Below are 17,465 nucleotides of genomic sequence, written 5' to 3' on the forward strand. Positions count from 1 at the left end.
CGCGAGCATACTTGTCGGAGCGCCGCCCCAGCAATGCCCCTACTTGGTGTTGGGTGGGGCCGCTTCGGCGAACACCAGCCGGAATACGACGCCGCCGCCCGGCCGGGGATCATTGTTGGCGCCGGAGCGCACGCCGGGCGACAACTCGCGCGACACGAACATGGAAATGCCGGTGCCCGCCTTGCCCGCAGCCAGGAAAGGCTCGAACACGCGTTTGGAATCCACCGGTCCGATCGCAGAGCCGCGATCGATGACATCGAGATAGCGGCGTTGCGTGGTCGAGCTGCGGCCGACGCGAATCTCCACTGGATCGGTCGCATTGCTGGCGCGGCCATACCTCAGCAGATCGATGCAGAGCGTCCACAGCAGCTTGTGCAGATGAGCTGGATCGGCGCGCACCGGCACGCTTTCGCGCGGCGCGCTGAGCCGCAGGATGTCGGCGTCGATCTCTTCGGTCTGCCACAGCTCGGTGACGAATTCCTTGCACCACGACGCCAGATCGACGCGCTCCAGCCGCAGCGACTCGCGCTGGCCGAGCTTCAATGCATTGCCGATGATGATGCGCAGACGGGGGTCGTTGTTGGTAAGCATGCTGCCGGGCGGGCGAGCCGGCTGCTGCTGTGGTCGACGGGGTTGTGACGCGGCCGGCGCGGGAACAGCGGCCGGCGGTAGCTTCGCCGGCCGGGGAGCATTCTCCCAAGGAGATATTTCCTGGAGCGCGGCACGGAATGAGTTCTGTCGCGCCAGGTTTTCGCGAATCGAGCTGGATCGATAAGGTTCCTCCGGGTCGCTGTCGATATCGGGACGCACGGAATCGCCGAACCGCGCGCTTTGTCGGCTCGGCACTTCCGGATAGGAAGAATCTTCGAAGGGATTGATGCGCGGATTGCTCGTGCGTAGCGCACTGACTGGCGAAAGACTGGCCGCGGCAGCGGCATACGAAACACGAGCCGACTTGGCACGTGGCGCTTCGCTACGCATGCTTTCACGCAACGCAGGCTCACGACGGACCGGCTCACGCGGCGGCAATTCGCGGGGCGCTGGCTCGCGCGGCACGGGAACCTGGTTGACCTGTACGGACGCTGGAGCCATCGACGCGGCCAGCCACGAAGCCACGCTCGATTTGTCTTCGACGAAGATCAGCGCCGGGCCCTGCACGCTATTGTCGAGCGACACGAACTTCAATTGCAGCCGGCGTTCGCCGTCGAGGCCCATCATGGTCGGCGTGCTGCGGCCTTCGTCGCAATAGGAACGCCGCCATGTATCGAGCAGGTTGGCGAGCCGCGGCGAGACTTCGCCGAGGTCGGCACCTTGCAGCACGCTGCCGCCCTGCAGTTGCAGAGCGGCTGCATCGCTGATCATGGAGATGCGATTGTCGCCGTCGACCACCAGCACGCCTTCGCGCAGATGCTGCGACAGAGAGCGATGCAGCTCGGCCAGCTCCGCGTTGGCCGATTCACGCTTGCGGCCGAGCTCTTCGTTGTGGCGCATGACACGCGCCAGTTGCGAGATGCCCAAAGAGATGATGATGGTCAAGGCACCGGAAATGCCGGGAGTGGTCAAGTCGGCCGTGGCATCGGTGCTGGCCAGCATCGTGATGCCAGGCTGAATGAGCATGGCCAGCGCGGCCGTCACGGCGATCGACATCGCCAGCCGCCGGCGCAAAATGAAGCTGGCCGCGCCGATGGACAGCACCACCAGCGCCGAGATGCCGCCGTTCACGCCGCCACTGGCGTAGGTCAGCAGCGACAACACCAGCACATCGGCAAAAACACCGGTCCAGGTCTGCAGCACGATATCGGGCGTGCGCCGCCGGATGCTGCCGACCGAGATGATTGCATACAGGAAATAGGCCGTGGCCGCGCCGGCGAACAGCGCCGGATCGAGCTGCCCGACGGTCTCGGGCATGATGGACACGAATAAAGTCGCGAGCGCCGTGGACGCGAGCAGCCGCAGCCCATTGACGAAGCCGAGCACACGCCACGACAGCTCGGCCGTCGATATAGGCAAAAAAGTCTCCGGGCTCGAAGCCACCGCCGCGCCCTACCTCCCATTCCAAGGCGGGTTTTCGCCGCCCATCCCGCTCCGGTTTCATTGGCTGCTATTACTCGGGCTTGGCCCCGCAACCACCGCCGCGGCGCTGGACGGTCGCGGCTTGGGACGTTAGCGTTACCGACCCGATTTTTCCATTCCAACCCGAGGGACCCCATGCGCCCGTCGACGCTCCTGCTTGCGTTGCTCATGACCTGCTCCACGCCGCTGACCGCGACGTTGGCGGCACCGCCTGAAGCCCCTCAAAAGCTGTTCCAAGGCGCGGATCTGTTCGCCCTGCAGTACGCCACCGATCCGCAGATCCGTCCGGACGGCCGGGCCGTCGCCTATGCGCGTCGCTCGTTCGACATCGTGACTGACCGCGGCCGCAGCTCCATCTGGCTGATCGACACCGAGACCGGCACCCAGGCGCCACTGGTGACTGGCAGTGGCTCGCACAGCTCGCCGCGCTGGTCGCCCAAGGGCGACCGCCTCGCCTATGTGTCCACCGCCATGGACGGCCGGCCGCAGCTGTTCGTGCGCTGGATGCAGAGTGGCCAGACCGCCAAGCTTGCGGACCTGCTGGACGCGCCGGGCTCGCTGACCTGGTCGCCGGATGGCAAGTGGATCGCCTTCACCATGTTTGCCCCCGATGCCAAGCAGCCGCTGGGTGAAGCGCCGCCGAAGCCGGAGAACGCGCAATGGGCGCCGCCGCTGGAAGTAATCACCGACATCACCTATCGCACCGACGGCGACGGCTACCTCAAGCCCGGCTACACGCATGTTTATGTCGTCGCCGCCGATGGCGGCGCGCCGCGCCAGCTGACGTTCGGCGCGTTCAACGAATCCGGTCCGCTGTCATGGAGCCCGGACGGCAGCTACATCGTCGCCACCGGCAACCGTGACGAGAACTGGCGGCGCGAGCCCGTGGACTCCGAGCTGTACCGCATCTCTCTCGCGGATGGCTCCATCACTCCCCTGACCAGCCGCCAAGGTCCGGACAGCGCCGGCCGCGTCTCGCCCGATGGCAAGTCCATCGCGTTCCTGAGCTTCGAAGACAAGCTCATGGGGTATCAGAACGTCGAGTTGTATGTGATGGATGCAGACGGCGGCAACGCGCGCTCGTTGACCGCGTCACTGGATCGTTCCGTCGACGACGTCGAGTGGGCCCCCGATGGCCGCAGCCTGTTCATTCGTTACGACGACTTCGCCGTCACCAAGATCGCGCGCGTGACGCTGAACGGCCGCATCGCTCCTGTGCTGGAAGGGCTGAGCAGCGCATCGCTCGACCGTCCTTATACCGGTGGCGAATTCTCCCTCGCCAACGACGGCACGATTGCCTTCACCAGCGGCGATGCCACTCGTCCGTCGGATGTTTCCATCGCGCGCGGCGGCCGCGTCAAGAAACTCACACAGCTCAATGAAGGCTTGCTGGCGAGCAAGACGCTTGGTCAGGTGCAGCCGCTCAAAGTGAAGTCCTCGTTCGACCAGCGCGACATCGACGCCTGGCTGGTGCTGCCGCCGAACATGGATCGCAGCAAGAAATATCCGCTGATCCTGGAGATTCATGGCGGCCCCTTCGCGGCCTATGGTCCGCTGTTCTCGACCGATTATCAGCTGTATGCCGCCGCTGGCTACGTCGTGCTGTACACCAACCCGCGCGGCTCGACGTCGTATGGCGACGAGTTCGCCAATCTCATCCATCACAAGTATCCGGGCAATGACTACGACGACCTGATGAGCAGCGTGGACGCCGCCATCGCGCAGGGCTTCGTCGATCCGGACAACCTGTTCGTCACGGGCGGCTCGGGCGGCGGCGTCCTGACCGCCTGGATCGTCGGCAAGACCCATCGCTTCAAGGCGGCGGCGTCGCAGAAGCCGGTGATCAACTGGGCCAGCATGGTGCTGACCACCGATGGCGGCCAGTTCATGACCCAGTACTGGTTCGGCAAGATGCCCTGGGAAGATCCGGACGCGTACTGGTCGCGCTCGCCGCTGTCGCTGGTGGGCTCGGTGAAGACACCGACGCTGGTCGTGGTCGGCGATCAGGATTTCCGCACGCCGCTCAGCGATTCGGAGCAGTACTACCAGGCGTTGCAACTGGCCGGCGTGCCCACTGCACTGGTGAAGGTGCCGGGTGCATCCCACGGCGGCTTCACCTCGCGGCCGTCGCAGTCGGCGGCCAAGGCCAGCGCCATCCTGGCGTGGTTCGACCGTTACAAGGGCAAGCCGGCCGCCAGCCAGATGAGCGCGCGGTAGCCGCTGCGCAGACGACTCATCAGGAATGTTTCATTGGGCCCGTTCGGGTACCAGGATGTACCCCGCCACCACAGGTGGCGGCGGAGGGAAATGACCTCGCTTCTTTCCCGGAGCACGACCGTCGTGACAGGAGGTCCGATCGGTCGTCCATAAAAAAAGGCCGGACGTGCGTCCGGCCCTTTTGTTTCTGCCCCTGTCGGAAGTGCGCTATCGCACGCTGCCGCGGCGGAACAGATTCACGATCGCCAACAGGATGACGGCGCCCAGCAACGAGACCAGGAAGGTCGCGAGCGAGATGCCCTCGTTGATGGTGCCCACGCCAACCATCGGCGAAATAATGAAGCCCGCCAGCAACGCGCCGACGATGCCTACGATCACGTTCAACAACACACCTTGCTGTGCATCGGTGCGCATGATGATGCTGGCCAGCCAGCCAACCACGCCGCCGACGATCAACCAAACGAGAATACCCATAAGACCCTCCTCCGGGGCGTCGTAACCACTGTCGACGACGAAATGAGGCGGGCCGGCGCTTGGTTCCGTGCGGACCGGGGTTTTAGTCGGTAAAACGGGACACGAGCCGGGCAATCACCGCCTGCCGCGGCTTCTCGGGGAGATAACGTACTGCCACGGTCGTCCCCACCGCCGGCAGCGACGCAATCGGTTCTGCGGCGCTACGACGATCGATGTGGCAACCGCGCACCGTGCCGTCGATGCCCGGCAGCGAAAATTCGAAGTAAATGCGCGGGAATGCGCCAAACAACTTCGGGCGCCAGATGCGCAGCACGCGGCCATGGGCAACCTGGCCTCGTTTGAGGATTTCCTGCTGCTGGCGGGAGGCGCGGGACACCGACAGCGACGACAAGATCGCCGTGACCATGGCGCCTGACAAGAAGGCGATGATGGGCATCAATTCTGCGGACATGTTGGATCCAGGACCGAAAGAAGCACGCGCAGGATGCGGCAACCGCACTGCGATGATCAGGGGAATACATCACGAATCGGCGCGCGATTCCTTGAGGCAGACTCTGAATTTAGTACGACGTGAGTTTTGAACAACATCGCGCTGTCTTCGGACCGCGCAGCGCCGCACGTATTTTACCGACAGCTGTTATCTGGCGGCCTTGTCGAGCCAGGCCCCGAGCCCCTGCGCGTTGAGCTCCAGATCGGTGGCCAGCACCTCGCGTAGGAAAGAGTCGGGCAGAGTCGATCCGCAGCGTCGCAGCTCGCCAATATAAAGATCGGCAAATGCTCGTTTCAGTTGCTCATGGCGATTCGGCACGCCAGCGAGCGACCGGGCGATGATCACCATCTCGTCCACCTGCGCGAGGAACTGCACTGCCAGCTGCTCTGCATCGCTCACCGCGCCGAAATGCGTCAGATACATGAGCCGCGGCTGTTGCGCCAGCAACCGTTCGGTCGACTGGTGCAATGCCTCGGGGTCGAATTGAATGGGTGCGGTCGCCGGCACCATGTACGGTCCCTTCGCCGTATACAGCTCGGGATAAGCGATGCCGAAGGCGTCGCCAGTGAACCAGCCGCGCGTCGCTTCATCCCAGATGCAATGGTGATGTTTCGCATGGCCCGGCGTATCCATGAAGCGCAGCGGTCGCTTGCCGACGGTCACCACCATGCCCTCGCTGGTCGTGATCACCCGTTCTTCCGGCACGGGCACGAGCTCACCGTAATCGCGGTTCGCCACTTCGACGCCATACACGGCCCGCACGCCTTCCATCAGCGCCGTTGGATCGATCATGTGACGTGCACCGCGCGGGTGAATCAGCATTCGCGCATTCGGCAACTCTCGCATCAGCAACCCGACACCGCCGGCATGATCGAGATGGACGTGCGTGGGAATGATGTAGTCGACGGCACTTCGATCGAGCCCGGCCATTTGCAACGCGGCCAGCAACCTCGGCACCGCATTGTTGGGACCCGTATCGATGTACGCTGCCCTGCCGTTGTCGACGAGCAGATACGCGGCATCGAAACGAGGCCGGACGAAGCCGGTGTCGATGACGGTGATGCCCTCGCTCACCTGCTGGCAGAAATCGGCGGTTGTGGCGGTCATGGACGCCATCATAGCCAATCGTTACGCCGCGGGTCTGCTGTCGCCCTGCGGATCGTCGGCAGCCTGAGCACCGGGCGCATGCTGACTTGCGAGGGGCTTCTGTTGGCTGAGCAGCCGATCGAGCAAGTTGCTGACGTACTGCGGCGACTTCGTGCGCCGCGCGAGCAGCGAATAAACCGCCGGCACCGCAAACAGCGTCAGGAACACCGAAACGATGGTGCCGTAGAACACCACGATGCCGATGGGAATGCGCTGCTCGGCGCCGGCGCCCGTCGCAAACAGCAACGGCAGCGAGCCGAAGGCGGTACACATACTGGTCATCAGCACCGGCCGCAGGCGCGTTTCGGCCGCCTTCACCACCGCTTCCATGAACTCCACACCCTGGTCGCGCAACTGATTGGCGAACTCGACGATCAGCACGCCGTTCTTGGCCGCGATGCCGATCAGCATGATCACGGCGATCTGGCTGAAGATATTGATGGTTGCGCCGTACAGCTTCAGTCCGAACACCGCGCCAAGCAGCGCCAGCGGCACGGTGACCATGATGATGGCCGGATGCACGAAGCTCTCGAACTGTGCCGCCAGCACCAGGAACACGATCGCCAGCGCGAAGAAGAACGTGAGGTACATCTGCTCGCCGGAGCGGAGATACTGCTCGGACTCGCCGTCCCACATCAGCACCGCTTCGGGAGGCAACTCGCGCGCTACGGCCTCCTGGAACCATCGGATGGCTTCGCCCATGGTGTAACCTGGTGTCAGATCGGCGCGAATCTCCACCGACCGCAGCCGATTGAACCGGGGCAACTGCACCGCGCCGGCCGTCTCTTCCACACGCACCACATTCGAGAGCGGGATCAGCGCATCGCCGCGCGCCGAGCGCACGCGGATATTCGTGAGATCCGTGATGGTTTCGCGTGCATCGCTGGCCGCTTGCAGGATCACGTTGTATTCGCGACCGCGATCGACGTAGGTCGTGACGATGCGCGAACCGAGCACCGTCTCCAGCGTCCGGCCGACGGTCTGCAACGACACGCCCAGCTCGGCCGCACGGCTGCGGTCCACCGAGACACGCAGTTGCGGCTTGCGCTCCTTGTAGCTGTTGTCGAGATTGCGCAACCCAGGATTCTGGCGCGCCACGTCCATCATCTTGTAGGCCCACTGAGCCAACGATTCATAGTCGGGACCGCCGATCACAGCCTCGAACTGACGTCCCGAACCGCGCCGGCCGAGACTGCCGAACTGATTGGCCATGACGCGCACGCCGGGCATGGTCTGCTGTGCCTTCCTGACGATCGTGTTGGCGATCTCCTGCGACGAACGCTGCCGATCGTGCCAGTCGGTGAGCATCATGAAGACACGCGCTGAATTCACGTCGCCGGTACGCAGCGGACCGCCACCACCGCTACCGGGCACGCGCAGCACAATATGCTCGATGTCGCCATGCTGCCGCTGCTCCTCGAGCACGATGGCTTCGAGCCGCAGGGCATAGTCATACATATATTCGAAGCTCGAGCCTTCCGGACCTTCGATGCCCACGCTGACGCGGCCCGGATCGCCTGGTGGCGTGAATTCCGAGGGCACCGACAGGAAGGTCAATGCACCGAGCACGAACAGCGCACCGACCGCACCGACAATCAGCCAGGGCCGGCGAATCAGCGAGCGCAAGCGCCGGTGGTACGCCTCGGCGAGCTTGCGAAAGAAACTATCCACCGCCCGCGCGAAGCGGTTGCGATGCATCCTGGACTCGGGCAACTTGGACGCCAGCATCGGCGTCAGTGTCAACGCCACCAGCGCCGAGAACAGCACCGATGCCGCCAGGGTGAAACCGAACTCGCTGAACAAACGGCCGATCTCGCCCGGCAGGAACGAGATCGGAACGAACACCGCCGCCAGCGTCAGCGTGGTCGCGATCACTGCGAAGCCGATTTCGTGACTGCCCGTGACGGCAGCCACCAGTGGCGGCTCGCCCATCTCGGTGCGACGGTGCACGTTCTCCAGCACCACGATGGCGTCATCCACCACCAGGCCGATGGCCAGTACCAGGCCGAGCAGGGTGAGCACGTTGACCGAGTAGCCCATCGCATACATCACCGTGAACGAAGCGATGATGGACACTGGAATGGTCACTGCGGGAATCAGCGTCGCACGCAGGCTGCCGAGGAAAGCATAGATGACGCAGAGCACGGAGATCAGTGCGAACACGACCGCGATGATCACCTCGCGCAGCGCTGCTTCGATGGCGACGCCGTTGTCGACGCCAATCACTAGCGTCGAGCCGCGCGGCAGCGTCTCCTGCAATCTTTCGATTTCAGCGCGTACGCCACGGACGATGTCCAGGGTGTTCGCCTTCGACTGCGCTTCCACCGACATCGACACGCCGGACTTCCCATCGAAGCGCGCGTCGGAGCGCTCGTTCTCCGCGGCCAACTGCACCTTGGCCACTTCACCCAGGCGGATGAGATGACCGTCCGGACCCCGAGCGATGACGAGATCGCGGAAGTCCTGCTCGTCATCCAACCCGACCAGTGTGCGCAATGTGAACTCGCGGGTTCGCGATTCGATGCGCCCCGCGGGCAGCTCGACATTCTCGCGGCGAAGCGCGTCTTCGACATCGGTCACCGTCAGCTGGCGCGCCGCCAGCGCCTGCCGATCCAGCCAGATGCGCATGGAGTAGCGCCGGCCACTATTGATGGAAACGCGCGCGACGCCGGGCACGGTCGAGAGCCGGTCGATCAGGTTGCGCTCGGCATAGTCGTTGAGCTCCAGCGTCGACATGCTGTCGGAGCCGAACATGATGTGCATGATCGGATCGGCGCTGGCGTCGGCTTTCAGCACTTCCGGCGGATCGGCCTCTTCCGGCAGCTTGGCCAGCACTCGCGCCACGCGATCGCGAACGTCGTTGGCGGCGCCGTCGATCTCGCGGCTCACATCGAACTCGATGCGCACCGAGGAACGCTCGTCCTCGCTATCCGACTCGATCTTCAGGATGCCTTCGATGCCGGCGATCGAATCCTCGATGACCTGCGTGATCTTGGTCTCGATGACCGCAGCCGAGGCGCCGGTGTAGGTGGTGGTGATGGAGATCACCGGGCGATCGATATCGGGATATTCGCGCACCGACAGGCGCTGCAACGACACCAGGCCGAAAATGATCAGCAGCAGGCTGATGACGGTAGCGAAGACCGGGCGGCGGACCGAGATCTCGGACAGCTTCATGACTTAAGAACTCGTGCTCGGCTCGGCCTGCGGCTGCGCTCGAGCCTGATGCTCGCGCACCGGCCCGCCATCGCGCAGGTTATGCGTGCCCTCGACCACCACGCGCTCGTGCTCCTTCAGGCCTTCGACGATCTCCACCTCACCGGGGCGGCGCTTGCCCAACTTCACTTCGCGCCGCGTTGCTTCGCCATTGGCGACCACGAACACATAGGTGCGGCCCTGCTCGGGAACGATGGCACCCTCCGGCACGACCAGCGCCGGCGCGACCGCACCCGACAGCTTCACTGTCATGAACATGCCGGGACGCAACTCGCCCTTGGGGTTGGGCAGCTCGGCCCGGACCGCAATGGAACGGCTCACTGGATCGACGCGCGAATCGATCTGCGTGACCTCGCCAGTGAATTCGCGCCCGGGCAGGCCCGCGGTAGTCGCCAGTACCGGCAGCCCTTTCCTGAGCATGTACAGGTTGGTTTCCGCCACCGTGAAATCGAGCTTGATCAGCGATGTGTCATCCAGCGTGGTAATGACGGTGCCCGGACTCACCAAGCTGCCGACGCTGACGCGACGGAAGCCGGTGTTGCCATCGAAACTGGCGCGGATGATGGTGTTGTCGACGCGCGCCTTCGCCACATCGACTCGCGCCTGATTGGCCTTCAAGGTGGCTTCGATCAGATCCAGCTGCGACACCGACAGCGCCTGCTGCGCATACAAATCGCGGCTGCGTTTGAAATTGTTCTGACTTTCGGCGAGTGCGGCTTCGGCTTCAGCCAGCGCGGCACGCTCCTCGGTGCTATCGAGCTCGACCAGCACGGCGCCCTTGCGCACGCGATCGCCTTCCTTGAAACGGATGGCCGTGATGGTGTTCGAAACTTTGGACGTGACTTCGACGGACTCGTTGGCACGCGCGGTGCCGACCGCCTCGACCTCGACACCGAGCTGCTTGATGATGGCTTCGGCGGTCACGACATCGACCGCTTCCCGCTCCATGGCCCGGCCGTTGCCAGACTGCTCGCGCGAGCAACCCGTGGCCGCGATCACGAGCATCGCGCACAGGGCCCAGGGGAGCGGGCGGAATCGTCGATCTGCCATGAGGGTTTCCGTAAATCTTGACTGTCGCGGGACTCGAGACGCGATGGTAACTCGGCGCCCGGTGGGCGCGGGCGTAGCTGATAAACCTTTAATACTTCAGGCAAACACTGGTTTTCGGGCGGTCCCCGAACAGGCTTGGGGCGAATTCATGCGGCGAAGCGCCTCGCGAAGCCGACAACTTGCGCCGCAAGCATCTCGAACTGCGCTTGCGTGCGCTCGTCGGTACAGGCGCCGGCCGCATCGAACAGCGGCAGCGCCGTGTTCAGGGTGACGCCGAGCGGAGTGGGCCAACCGCGCAAAGCATGCACAATGCTCCGGACGGAGGTCAGTGTCGTCCCTGCGCCCTGCCAGCCATACGCCGTCACAATGCAGCCAACCGCCCGGCCATCGAGGTATGGCCGTGGCGCCTCACGCAAGTCTTCGAGCAAATCGATGGCGTTCTTCAACAATCCCGACATGCCGGCGTGATACGCGGGCGTGGCCAGGATCAATCCGTCCGCATCGCGCACACTGGCGACGAATTGCTGTTGCTGGGCAGTCCGGGCGGTTTCTTCCGGCGAGTACAGCGGCAGCGTGGCCAGCTGCGCCCCGGTAATGATCTCAATTGCCGCTCCCAGCCGTGCGGCGGCGGCCAGGCAGGCCTGCAGCGCCTTCTCGGTCGACGAACCGGCCTTGGTGGTGCCGCCAATGCCGACGATACGGGGACGCGAAGCGGGATTCGGCATCGAGCGGCGGACTCCATGGATTGGGAAGTCTCACCTTATCACTGTCCGGTCCAGCGCAGGCCCGCGCATCAGTTGGCGGCCATCGATTCCCTGGCCGCTACCACGGCCGCCGGCAAAGTGAAGCGAAAGATGGTGCCACGGCCGGGCGCACTATCGACGGTGATCTTGCCGCCATACCGGCGCACGATGCGCGCGACGATCGCCAGCCCGATGCCGACGCCCGGAAAATCGGAAGCGCTGTGCAGCCGTTGGAAAGGTTCGAACAAACGCTGCGAGGCGGACATATCGAAGCCCGCACCATTGTCACGGACCGAGAACACCATGCCGCCGGTAGCCTTGGTACAGCCCATGTCCACTCGGGCATTGGGCGTGCGGGTGGTGTATTTCCAAGCATTGCCGAGCAGGTTGCCGAACAGGATCTTCATCAGCCGCGGATCGGCATTGACCGTGAGATTCGGCTGCAGCGTGCATTCGACGCGATGCTTCGGATATTGCTGGCGCAACTCTTCGACGATGCTGCCGATCAGAGCCGAGATGTCGACCCGCTCGTTCAGCAGTTCCTGACGCGAGACGCGCGCCAGCGATAGCAAGCCGTCGATGATCTCCGAGGAGCGCGTGACATTGGATTGGATGCGGTCGATGCGTTGAGTGATCACATCTGTCATCACCGCGCCGAGCTCGTTCCTGAGCAGACCCGCCTGGCCGGCGATGGTCCCGAGCGGCGAGCGCAGGTCGTGAGATGCCGACGCCGTGAATGCTTCGAGCTCCTCGTTGGTCAGCGCCAGCTGGTGGTTCGCCTCCTGCAGCTCCGCGGTGCGGGCCGCGACGCGGCTTTCCAGCTCGGCATTGAGCTGGCCGAGATTAATGTTGGCTCGTTCGAGCCTGTTGACGAAGTGCCGCAGCAGCGCAGTCAGCGCAATGAACAGCACGGAGATACCGGCCAGCACGATGGTGAGGCCGCGCGTGCGATCGTGCCATTGCTGAAGAATGGCCTGCTTCTCGCGACTGGCCGCCACCGCCAGGTGATAACCGTCGAGCAAACGAATCGCATACACCCAGGTGCCGCTGGCGAGAGGATTGGGAGCTTCGACGAAGCCGCCTTCTGCTGACAGCCCGGCGCCGCCTCGATAGACCTCGCTGTCGCGCACGTTGATCTGGCCGTTGCCCTTGTCTTGGTACGCTTGTCGATAAGGCAGGCTCGGTGTCGGCACTCGCAACAACAGATCGCCGTTGGTCGATGTCACGCTGAGCGCGCCACCACTGATGGCCATCGTTTCGTACAACCGATCGAGCGCGTCGACTCCGAGCAAGGCGCCCGCCCAGACGGTGGCGCCGGAGCTGTCGAGGGTGCGAACCGCGATCGGGAATGCACGCTGTGTGGCTTCGACGGGATCTTCGACGGTGCCACCGATATAGACGCTGCGCTTGTCATCGATCGCCGCCTGCAGCCAGGCCGGCGGCGCATTCAGCACCTGAACGTCGCGATTGCGGACCGCGGCGACGAATCGATTCGGAGTCATCACGAACAGCGCTCGCACATACTCGCCGCTGCTCAGCTCCCGAGCCAGCAATTGGCCGGCGGTCGCCGCTGGCGTCTGCATCACGCCGCCAGCTGCATCGATGGTCTGTGCCGCCGTCCGTGCCGCGCCCAGGCTATCGTTCAGCACCGCCTGCAAGTGGACATACATGCCCGACGCGATGGCGCGGAGCTCGTGCCGCGCCGATTCGAGCGTGTCCGCTTTGTCGCTGTATACCCGCCAGGTCGCGTAGCTCCACAACGCCACTAGAATGAGAACAGCCTGCGCGACCACCGCACGCTTGACGAGCATGGGAAGTGCGCCGTCGATGAATCCCCGCTGTTGCGTGCGTCCTGCTACGCGCTGCCTGTTGCCATCCGTCATGAGTTGCCCGTGCGAGCTCTTCTTCGCGCGGGCAGTCTCTCACGCGACAACTGATCTCGCCACATGGAACAGGCAGTTGCGACCCATGCTCGCGCGGGCCGCGATCGTTGATCTGCAGCGCTGAGAGAACCGTCACATATTGGCTCGCGTGGCGCCTGCCGAAACTTCTGAATGCGGCACGCTGCGCACGATGTGTCCTTTGAGCCCGTAGAACACGATGTACGCGTAGCACAGGGCCGGCACGAAGAACGAGGACAGCAACCCGATCGTATCGGCGAAGTAACCCTGAACCACCGGCATGATGGCCCCGCCGACGATGGCCATGCACAGCACGCCCGAGCCTTCGCCGGTGTGACGGCCCAGCCGGGCCACGCCGAGCGTGAAGATGGTGGGGAACATGATGGAGTTGAACAGACCGATGCCGAGTACCGCCCACATCGCCACCTTGCCAGCCACGCTCATCGCGATCAGCAGCAAGGCGATGGCGCACGCAGCGTTGAATGCGAGCACATAGCCCGGCTTCACCGTGCGCAGCACTGCCGAGCCGATGAAGCGGCCCAGCATGGCGCCGCCCCAGTACAGCGAGAGATACCGGCCTGCGGCCTGCTCCGTCAGTCCACCTACCTCGGGCTGCGCCATGAAATTCACCAGGAAGCTGCCGATCGCAACCTCCGCGCCCACATACGTGAAGATGGCGACGGCGCCGAGCACCAGGTGCGAGTGTTTCCAGACGCTGGGCACGTTGTGGTCATCGGCGGGCGCCGTGGTCGCATCGGTGCCCTTCACCACCGGCAACTTGAATTGCGCAAACACCAGCGCGATCGCGAACAGCAGGCCGGCGAGGATCAGATAAGGGCCCTGCACCGTCTCGATCTCGCTCGCAGTATCGACCGGCGAGCCCGCGGTCGTCGCCACGGTCAGGATGAACATCGAGCCCAGGAACGGACCGACGGTCGTGCCCACCGAGTTGAATGCCTGCGTCAGATTCAAGCGGCTCGCCGCCGTTGCCGGCGGACCGAGCACGGTCACGTAAGGATTGGCAGCGACCTGCAACAGCGTGATGCCCGAAGCGAGCACGAACAGCGCCGCCAGGAACAGCGGATACGACTGCATCGAGGCCGCCGGATAGAAACCCAGACAGGCCACGCCCGCCGTCGACAATCCGATGATGATGCCGCGCCGGTAACCCAGCTTCTCCACCAGGTAGCCCGACGGCAGCGACATCACGAAATAGGCGCCGAAGAAGCTGAACTGGATCAGCATGGCCTGCGTGTAGCTCAAGGTGAAGATCGCTTTCAGGTGCGGGATCAGGATGTCGTTCAAGGAGGTGATGAATCCCCACATGAAGAACAACGAGGTCAGCACGACCAGTGCGGGCATATAGCTCGGCTGTTGGTTGCCGTTGGCATTCATCGTCTTGGCTCCCCCGGTGGCGATGGCGCTTATCTGCTGGCGATCTGACAACGTTGTCAGCATGCCAGAGAGCGCGGCCGGAAAAAAGCGGCTCGGGCGAAGAAACGTCTGCTGCGACGCCGTGGGTCGAAAGTGAGCGATATCAACGGCGCGGGCGGGTCAGCACGGCCAGCGGAACGGGTTTGACGGGAGCTTGTGCCTGAAACGGCGCCAGCATGTTCAATGGCACGCCCCGCTCCGCGGCGAGAATCCGAGCAACGTTATCGCCACACATGCGCCCCTGGCACAACCCCATGCCGGCTCGTGTCAGTGACTTCGCTGCATCGGTCGACATTACATGCTTGTTGTCCGCCAGCTGCCGCTGCAAGTCGCCGCGCTTGATGGATTCGCAGGGACACACGATCGTGTCGCCGGTCATTGTTTGCAGATCGAGGCCAGCGGGCGGTCCAGCGAATTCTCGAAAGATGGTCGCGTCGCGCAGAAGATGCGACAAGCGGTTCTTTGCCGACTCGACCCATTTGTTCGCGTCATGGTCGCCTACACGACACAGCGCGCGAAGCATGCCCGCCGCGGCGATGCGACCCTTTTCGATGGCCGCGTCAGCGCCATCGACACCCGTGATCTCACCGGCCACGAATAAATTCGCGATGCTCGATTCAAACCATTCGTCATGCGTTGCAAGCCAACCGCCGGCGCGCTCGTGCCAATGCACTTCCGCTCCAGCCTGGCGCGCCAGCTCGGTCGACGCGAGGAAGCCGTGATAGATCCCGACGCGATCGCATTCGAAGACCTGCGTTTGCTGGCGGTCGATGCTGCCGTCGGCACTCAACGTCGCGATCGTCGCTCGTTGGACTTCGCTGCCGCCGTCGACGCGCACGATGGTCTTGCCAAAGATCACAGGAACGCGGGCACGGCGCAGTCTGCTCACGATCTTTGCAGTCTCGAATAGCTGTCGTGAGCGCCGGAGCAAGGACCGGGCTGGTTGACTTTGCTGAGTGAATACGACCGCCGTCACTGGCACGCCGGCGTTCAGCAGCTGCTCGGCAACGACGAGTTGCAATGGATGGCTGCCAGCGAACAGGACGCGATTGCCCGGCATTCGTTGCTGGCTTTGCAGAAGCCCTCGAATGTCAGTGGCACTCATCACGCCTGGAAGAGTCCACCCGGGGAAGGCGAGCGGCCGATCATGACAACCTGTCGCAAGCAACACGGCTCTCGCTCGCAACAAATAACAACCGTCGGGACCTCGAACCCACAACTCGTGCGGCGCGTTGCGCCCGCGCTGCACGCGATACGGCGAAGGCCGCATCATTCCCAGCACGGTCGACTGCAATCTCCAGTCGATACCCGACCTTTCATTCAGGGCAGGCAGCGCGAGCTCGCGCCCATCGTATTGATGAAAGAGCTGTCCGCCGGCACGCGGCTGTTCATCGATGATGGTCAAATCGACGCCGTGCTCACGTAACAGCGCGGCCGCGGCCAGACCCGACGGGCCAGCGCCCACTATGGCCACTTCGCATTCGTGGTCGGCGAGCGATTGTTTGTTTTCAGTCGGGCCGCTCATCACACCGACGCCATGAATTGATTGATGTGACTGAACCGGGCAGGACTGTACAGATCGATGGCCGTGGACGACCGACCGTCCAGAATCAGCTCGCTGATCAGCCGCGCATAAGTCGGCCCGTGAGTGAACGCCGTGCCACCGGCGGCCACGAAGAATCGCCGTGCTTCCGGCACTTCGCCGAGCAGCGGCATCTGGTCAGTCGTGATGCCGGTGATCCCGGTCCACGAACGCAACAAATACAAATTGCCGATCGCCGGCACCAGTCGCGCCGCCAATGCCACGTTCTCAACGACATTCTCGACGACCGGCTGCGCCCGGCCTCGAGTCGTCATCGTGGCTGCTTCGCGCAAGAACCGGCCCGGCCAGCCACCGCCAATCAGCACATTGCCCGCGGACACTTGCTTGAGCGTGAGTCGCTGGCTGGCATGCTGAACGAGATGGGGAATCAACGGCCTGGTGCGCTCGACGACATTCATGGACAAGGGCACCGCGAAGATGGGCAAGTGCAAGTGCGCCATCGCTGCAATCTCCGCCGCCCACGCGCCGGCGGCATTCAACACGGCACCCGCACTCACTTCCCGAGCGCGGCCTTCGCGATCGATCATGCTGACCAGCCACTCGGCACCATCGCGCATGAGGCCGGTGACTCGCGTTTGAACACTGATCTGCGCGCCTCGGGCTTCAGCACATCGAGCAAAGGCTGATGCCACCAAGCGGGGATTGGCGTGCCCTTCGTATGGGAAGTAGCCGGCGGCAATCACGCTCTCGGCAAGATACGGTGCGAGTCGACGCACCTCCGAAGCTGCCAACAACCTCGATGCCAGGCCCCACTTCTCCTGCAAAGCCTGGCGCTTCTCCAGCAACGCCACGTCAGCGGCAGATTCCGCGACGATGAGCCCGCCCGCCAGCGCCACTTCAAGATCGGCCTGCAGCTCGGCTTCGAGTCCTCGCCAATCCTCGATCGCCACCAGGCTGAGCGGAATGATCTGCGCAAACTGCGCAGCAAGCTGATCCCCATGGCGCAGCAACCGATACTCCAGCTGGAAATGCAGAGAGCCGGCATTGCGCCCGGAAGCTCCGCGATTGAGATCGCCTTGCTCCAGCAACAGCACACTGGCGCCACGCCGGGCCAGGTAATACGCGGCCGCGCAGCCCACCAGGCCGCCACCGAGCACCACCACATCGACGCGCATCAT

The 17,465-nt window shown here is 63.9% G+C and carries 12 protein-coding genes; 1 reads left to right on the plus strand and 11 read right to left on the minus strand.

Annotated elements, in window-relative coordinates; genetic code table 11:
• Window positions 1-39: 39 nt before the first annotated feature.
• Window positions 40-2,010, minus strand: a complete 1,971-nt coding sequence (locus VGE08_RS15775; RefSeq protein ID WP_331068868.1) for an ATP-binding protein — start codon at window positions 2,008-2,010, stop codon at window positions 40-42.
• Window positions 2,011-2,208: 198 nt separating this feature from the next.
• Here VGE08_RS15775 and VGE08_RS15780 point away from each other — a divergent pair, with 198 nt between their 5' ends.
• Window positions 2,209-4,290 (plus strand): S9 family peptidase, encoded by a 2,082-nt coding sequence (locus VGE08_RS15780; RefSeq protein WP_331068869.1) that lies wholly within the window; start codon window positions 2,209-2,211, stop codon window positions 4,288-4,290.
• 207 nt (window positions 4,291-4,497) lie between these two features.
• Here the strand turns inward: VGE08_RS15780 and VGE08_RS15785 are convergent, their stop codons facing one another.
• From VGE08_RS15785 to VGE08_RS15830, 10 genes are all read right to left on the minus strand, one after another.
• Complete coding sequence (locus tag VGE08_RS15785) at window positions 4,498-4,764, minus strand: GlsB/YeaQ/YmgE family stress response membrane protein (RefSeq protein ID WP_293848062.1); 267 nt, start codon at window positions 4,762-4,764, stop codon at window positions 4,498-4,500.
• A gap of 82 nt (window positions 4,765-4,846) precedes the next feature.
• The gene (locus VGE08_RS15790; RefSeq protein ID WP_331068870.1) at window positions 4,847-5,200 is read right to left on the minus strand and encodes a hypothetical protein; all 354 of its coding nucleotides are present in this window, start codon (window positions 5,198-5,200) and stop codon (window positions 4,847-4,849) included.
• Between the two features lie 201 nt (window positions 5,201-5,401).
• Window positions 5,402-6,361 carry an MBL fold metallo-hydrolase gene (locus VGE08_RS15795; protein ID WP_331068871.1) on the minus strand — a complete coding sequence of 320 codons (960 nt, stop codon included), beginning with the start codon at window positions 6,359-6,361 and terminating at the stop codon, window positions 5,402-5,404.
• A 21-nt stretch (window positions 6,362-6,382) separates the two neighbouring features.
• Window positions 6,383-9,577, minus strand: coding sequence for an efflux RND transporter permease subunit (locus VGE08_RS15800; RefSeq protein ID WP_331068872.1), 3,195 nt, complete (start codon window positions 9,575-9,577; stop codon window positions 6,383-6,385).
• A gap of 3 nt (window positions 9,578-9,580) precedes the next feature.
• Window positions 9,581-10,666 (minus strand): efflux RND transporter periplasmic adaptor subunit, encoded by a 1,086-nt coding sequence (locus VGE08_RS15805; RefSeq protein ID WP_331068873.1) that lies wholly within the window; start codon window positions 10,664-10,666, stop codon window positions 9,581-9,583.
• 146 nt (window positions 10,667-10,812) lie between these two features.
• The gene (locus VGE08_RS15810) at window positions 10,813-11,391 is read right to left on the minus strand and encodes an NADPH-dependent FMN reductase (protein WP_331068874.1); all 579 of its coding nucleotides are present in this window, start codon (window positions 11,389-11,391) and stop codon (window positions 10,813-10,815) included.
• A 68-nt stretch (window positions 11,392-11,459) separates the two neighbouring features.
• The gene (locus tag VGE08_RS15815; RefSeq protein WP_331068875.1) at window positions 11,460-13,292 is read right to left on the minus strand and encodes a sensor histidine kinase; all 1,833 of its coding nucleotides are present in this window, start codon (window positions 13,290-13,292) and stop codon (window positions 11,460-11,462) included.
• Between the two features lie 132 nt (window positions 13,293-13,424).
• A complete protein-coding gene (locus VGE08_RS15820) occupies window positions 13,425-14,768 on the minus strand; it encodes a sugar MFS transporter (protein ID WP_414717501.1) in 1,344 nt (447 codons plus the stop codon).
• 79 nt (window positions 14,769-14,847) lie between these two features.
• The gene (locus VGE08_RS15825; RefSeq protein WP_331068877.1) at window positions 14,848-16,269 is read right to left on the minus strand and encodes an FAD/NAD(P)-binding oxidoreductase; all 1,422 of its coding nucleotides are present in this window, start codon (window positions 16,267-16,269) and stop codon (window positions 14,848-14,850) included.
• Window positions 16,269-17,465, minus strand: coding sequence for an FAD-binding oxidoreductase (locus tag VGE08_RS15830; protein ID WP_331068878.1), 1,197 nt, complete (start codon window positions 17,463-17,465; stop codon window positions 16,269-16,271). Before VGE08_RS15830 ends, VGE08_RS15825 begins: the two co-directional genes overlap by 1 nt.

Origin of the sequence: Steroidobacter sp. (genome assembly GCF_036406195.1) — a bacterium.
GTDB lineage: Bacteria > Pseudomonadota > Gammaproteobacteria > Steroidobacterales > Steroidobacteraceae > Steroidobacter.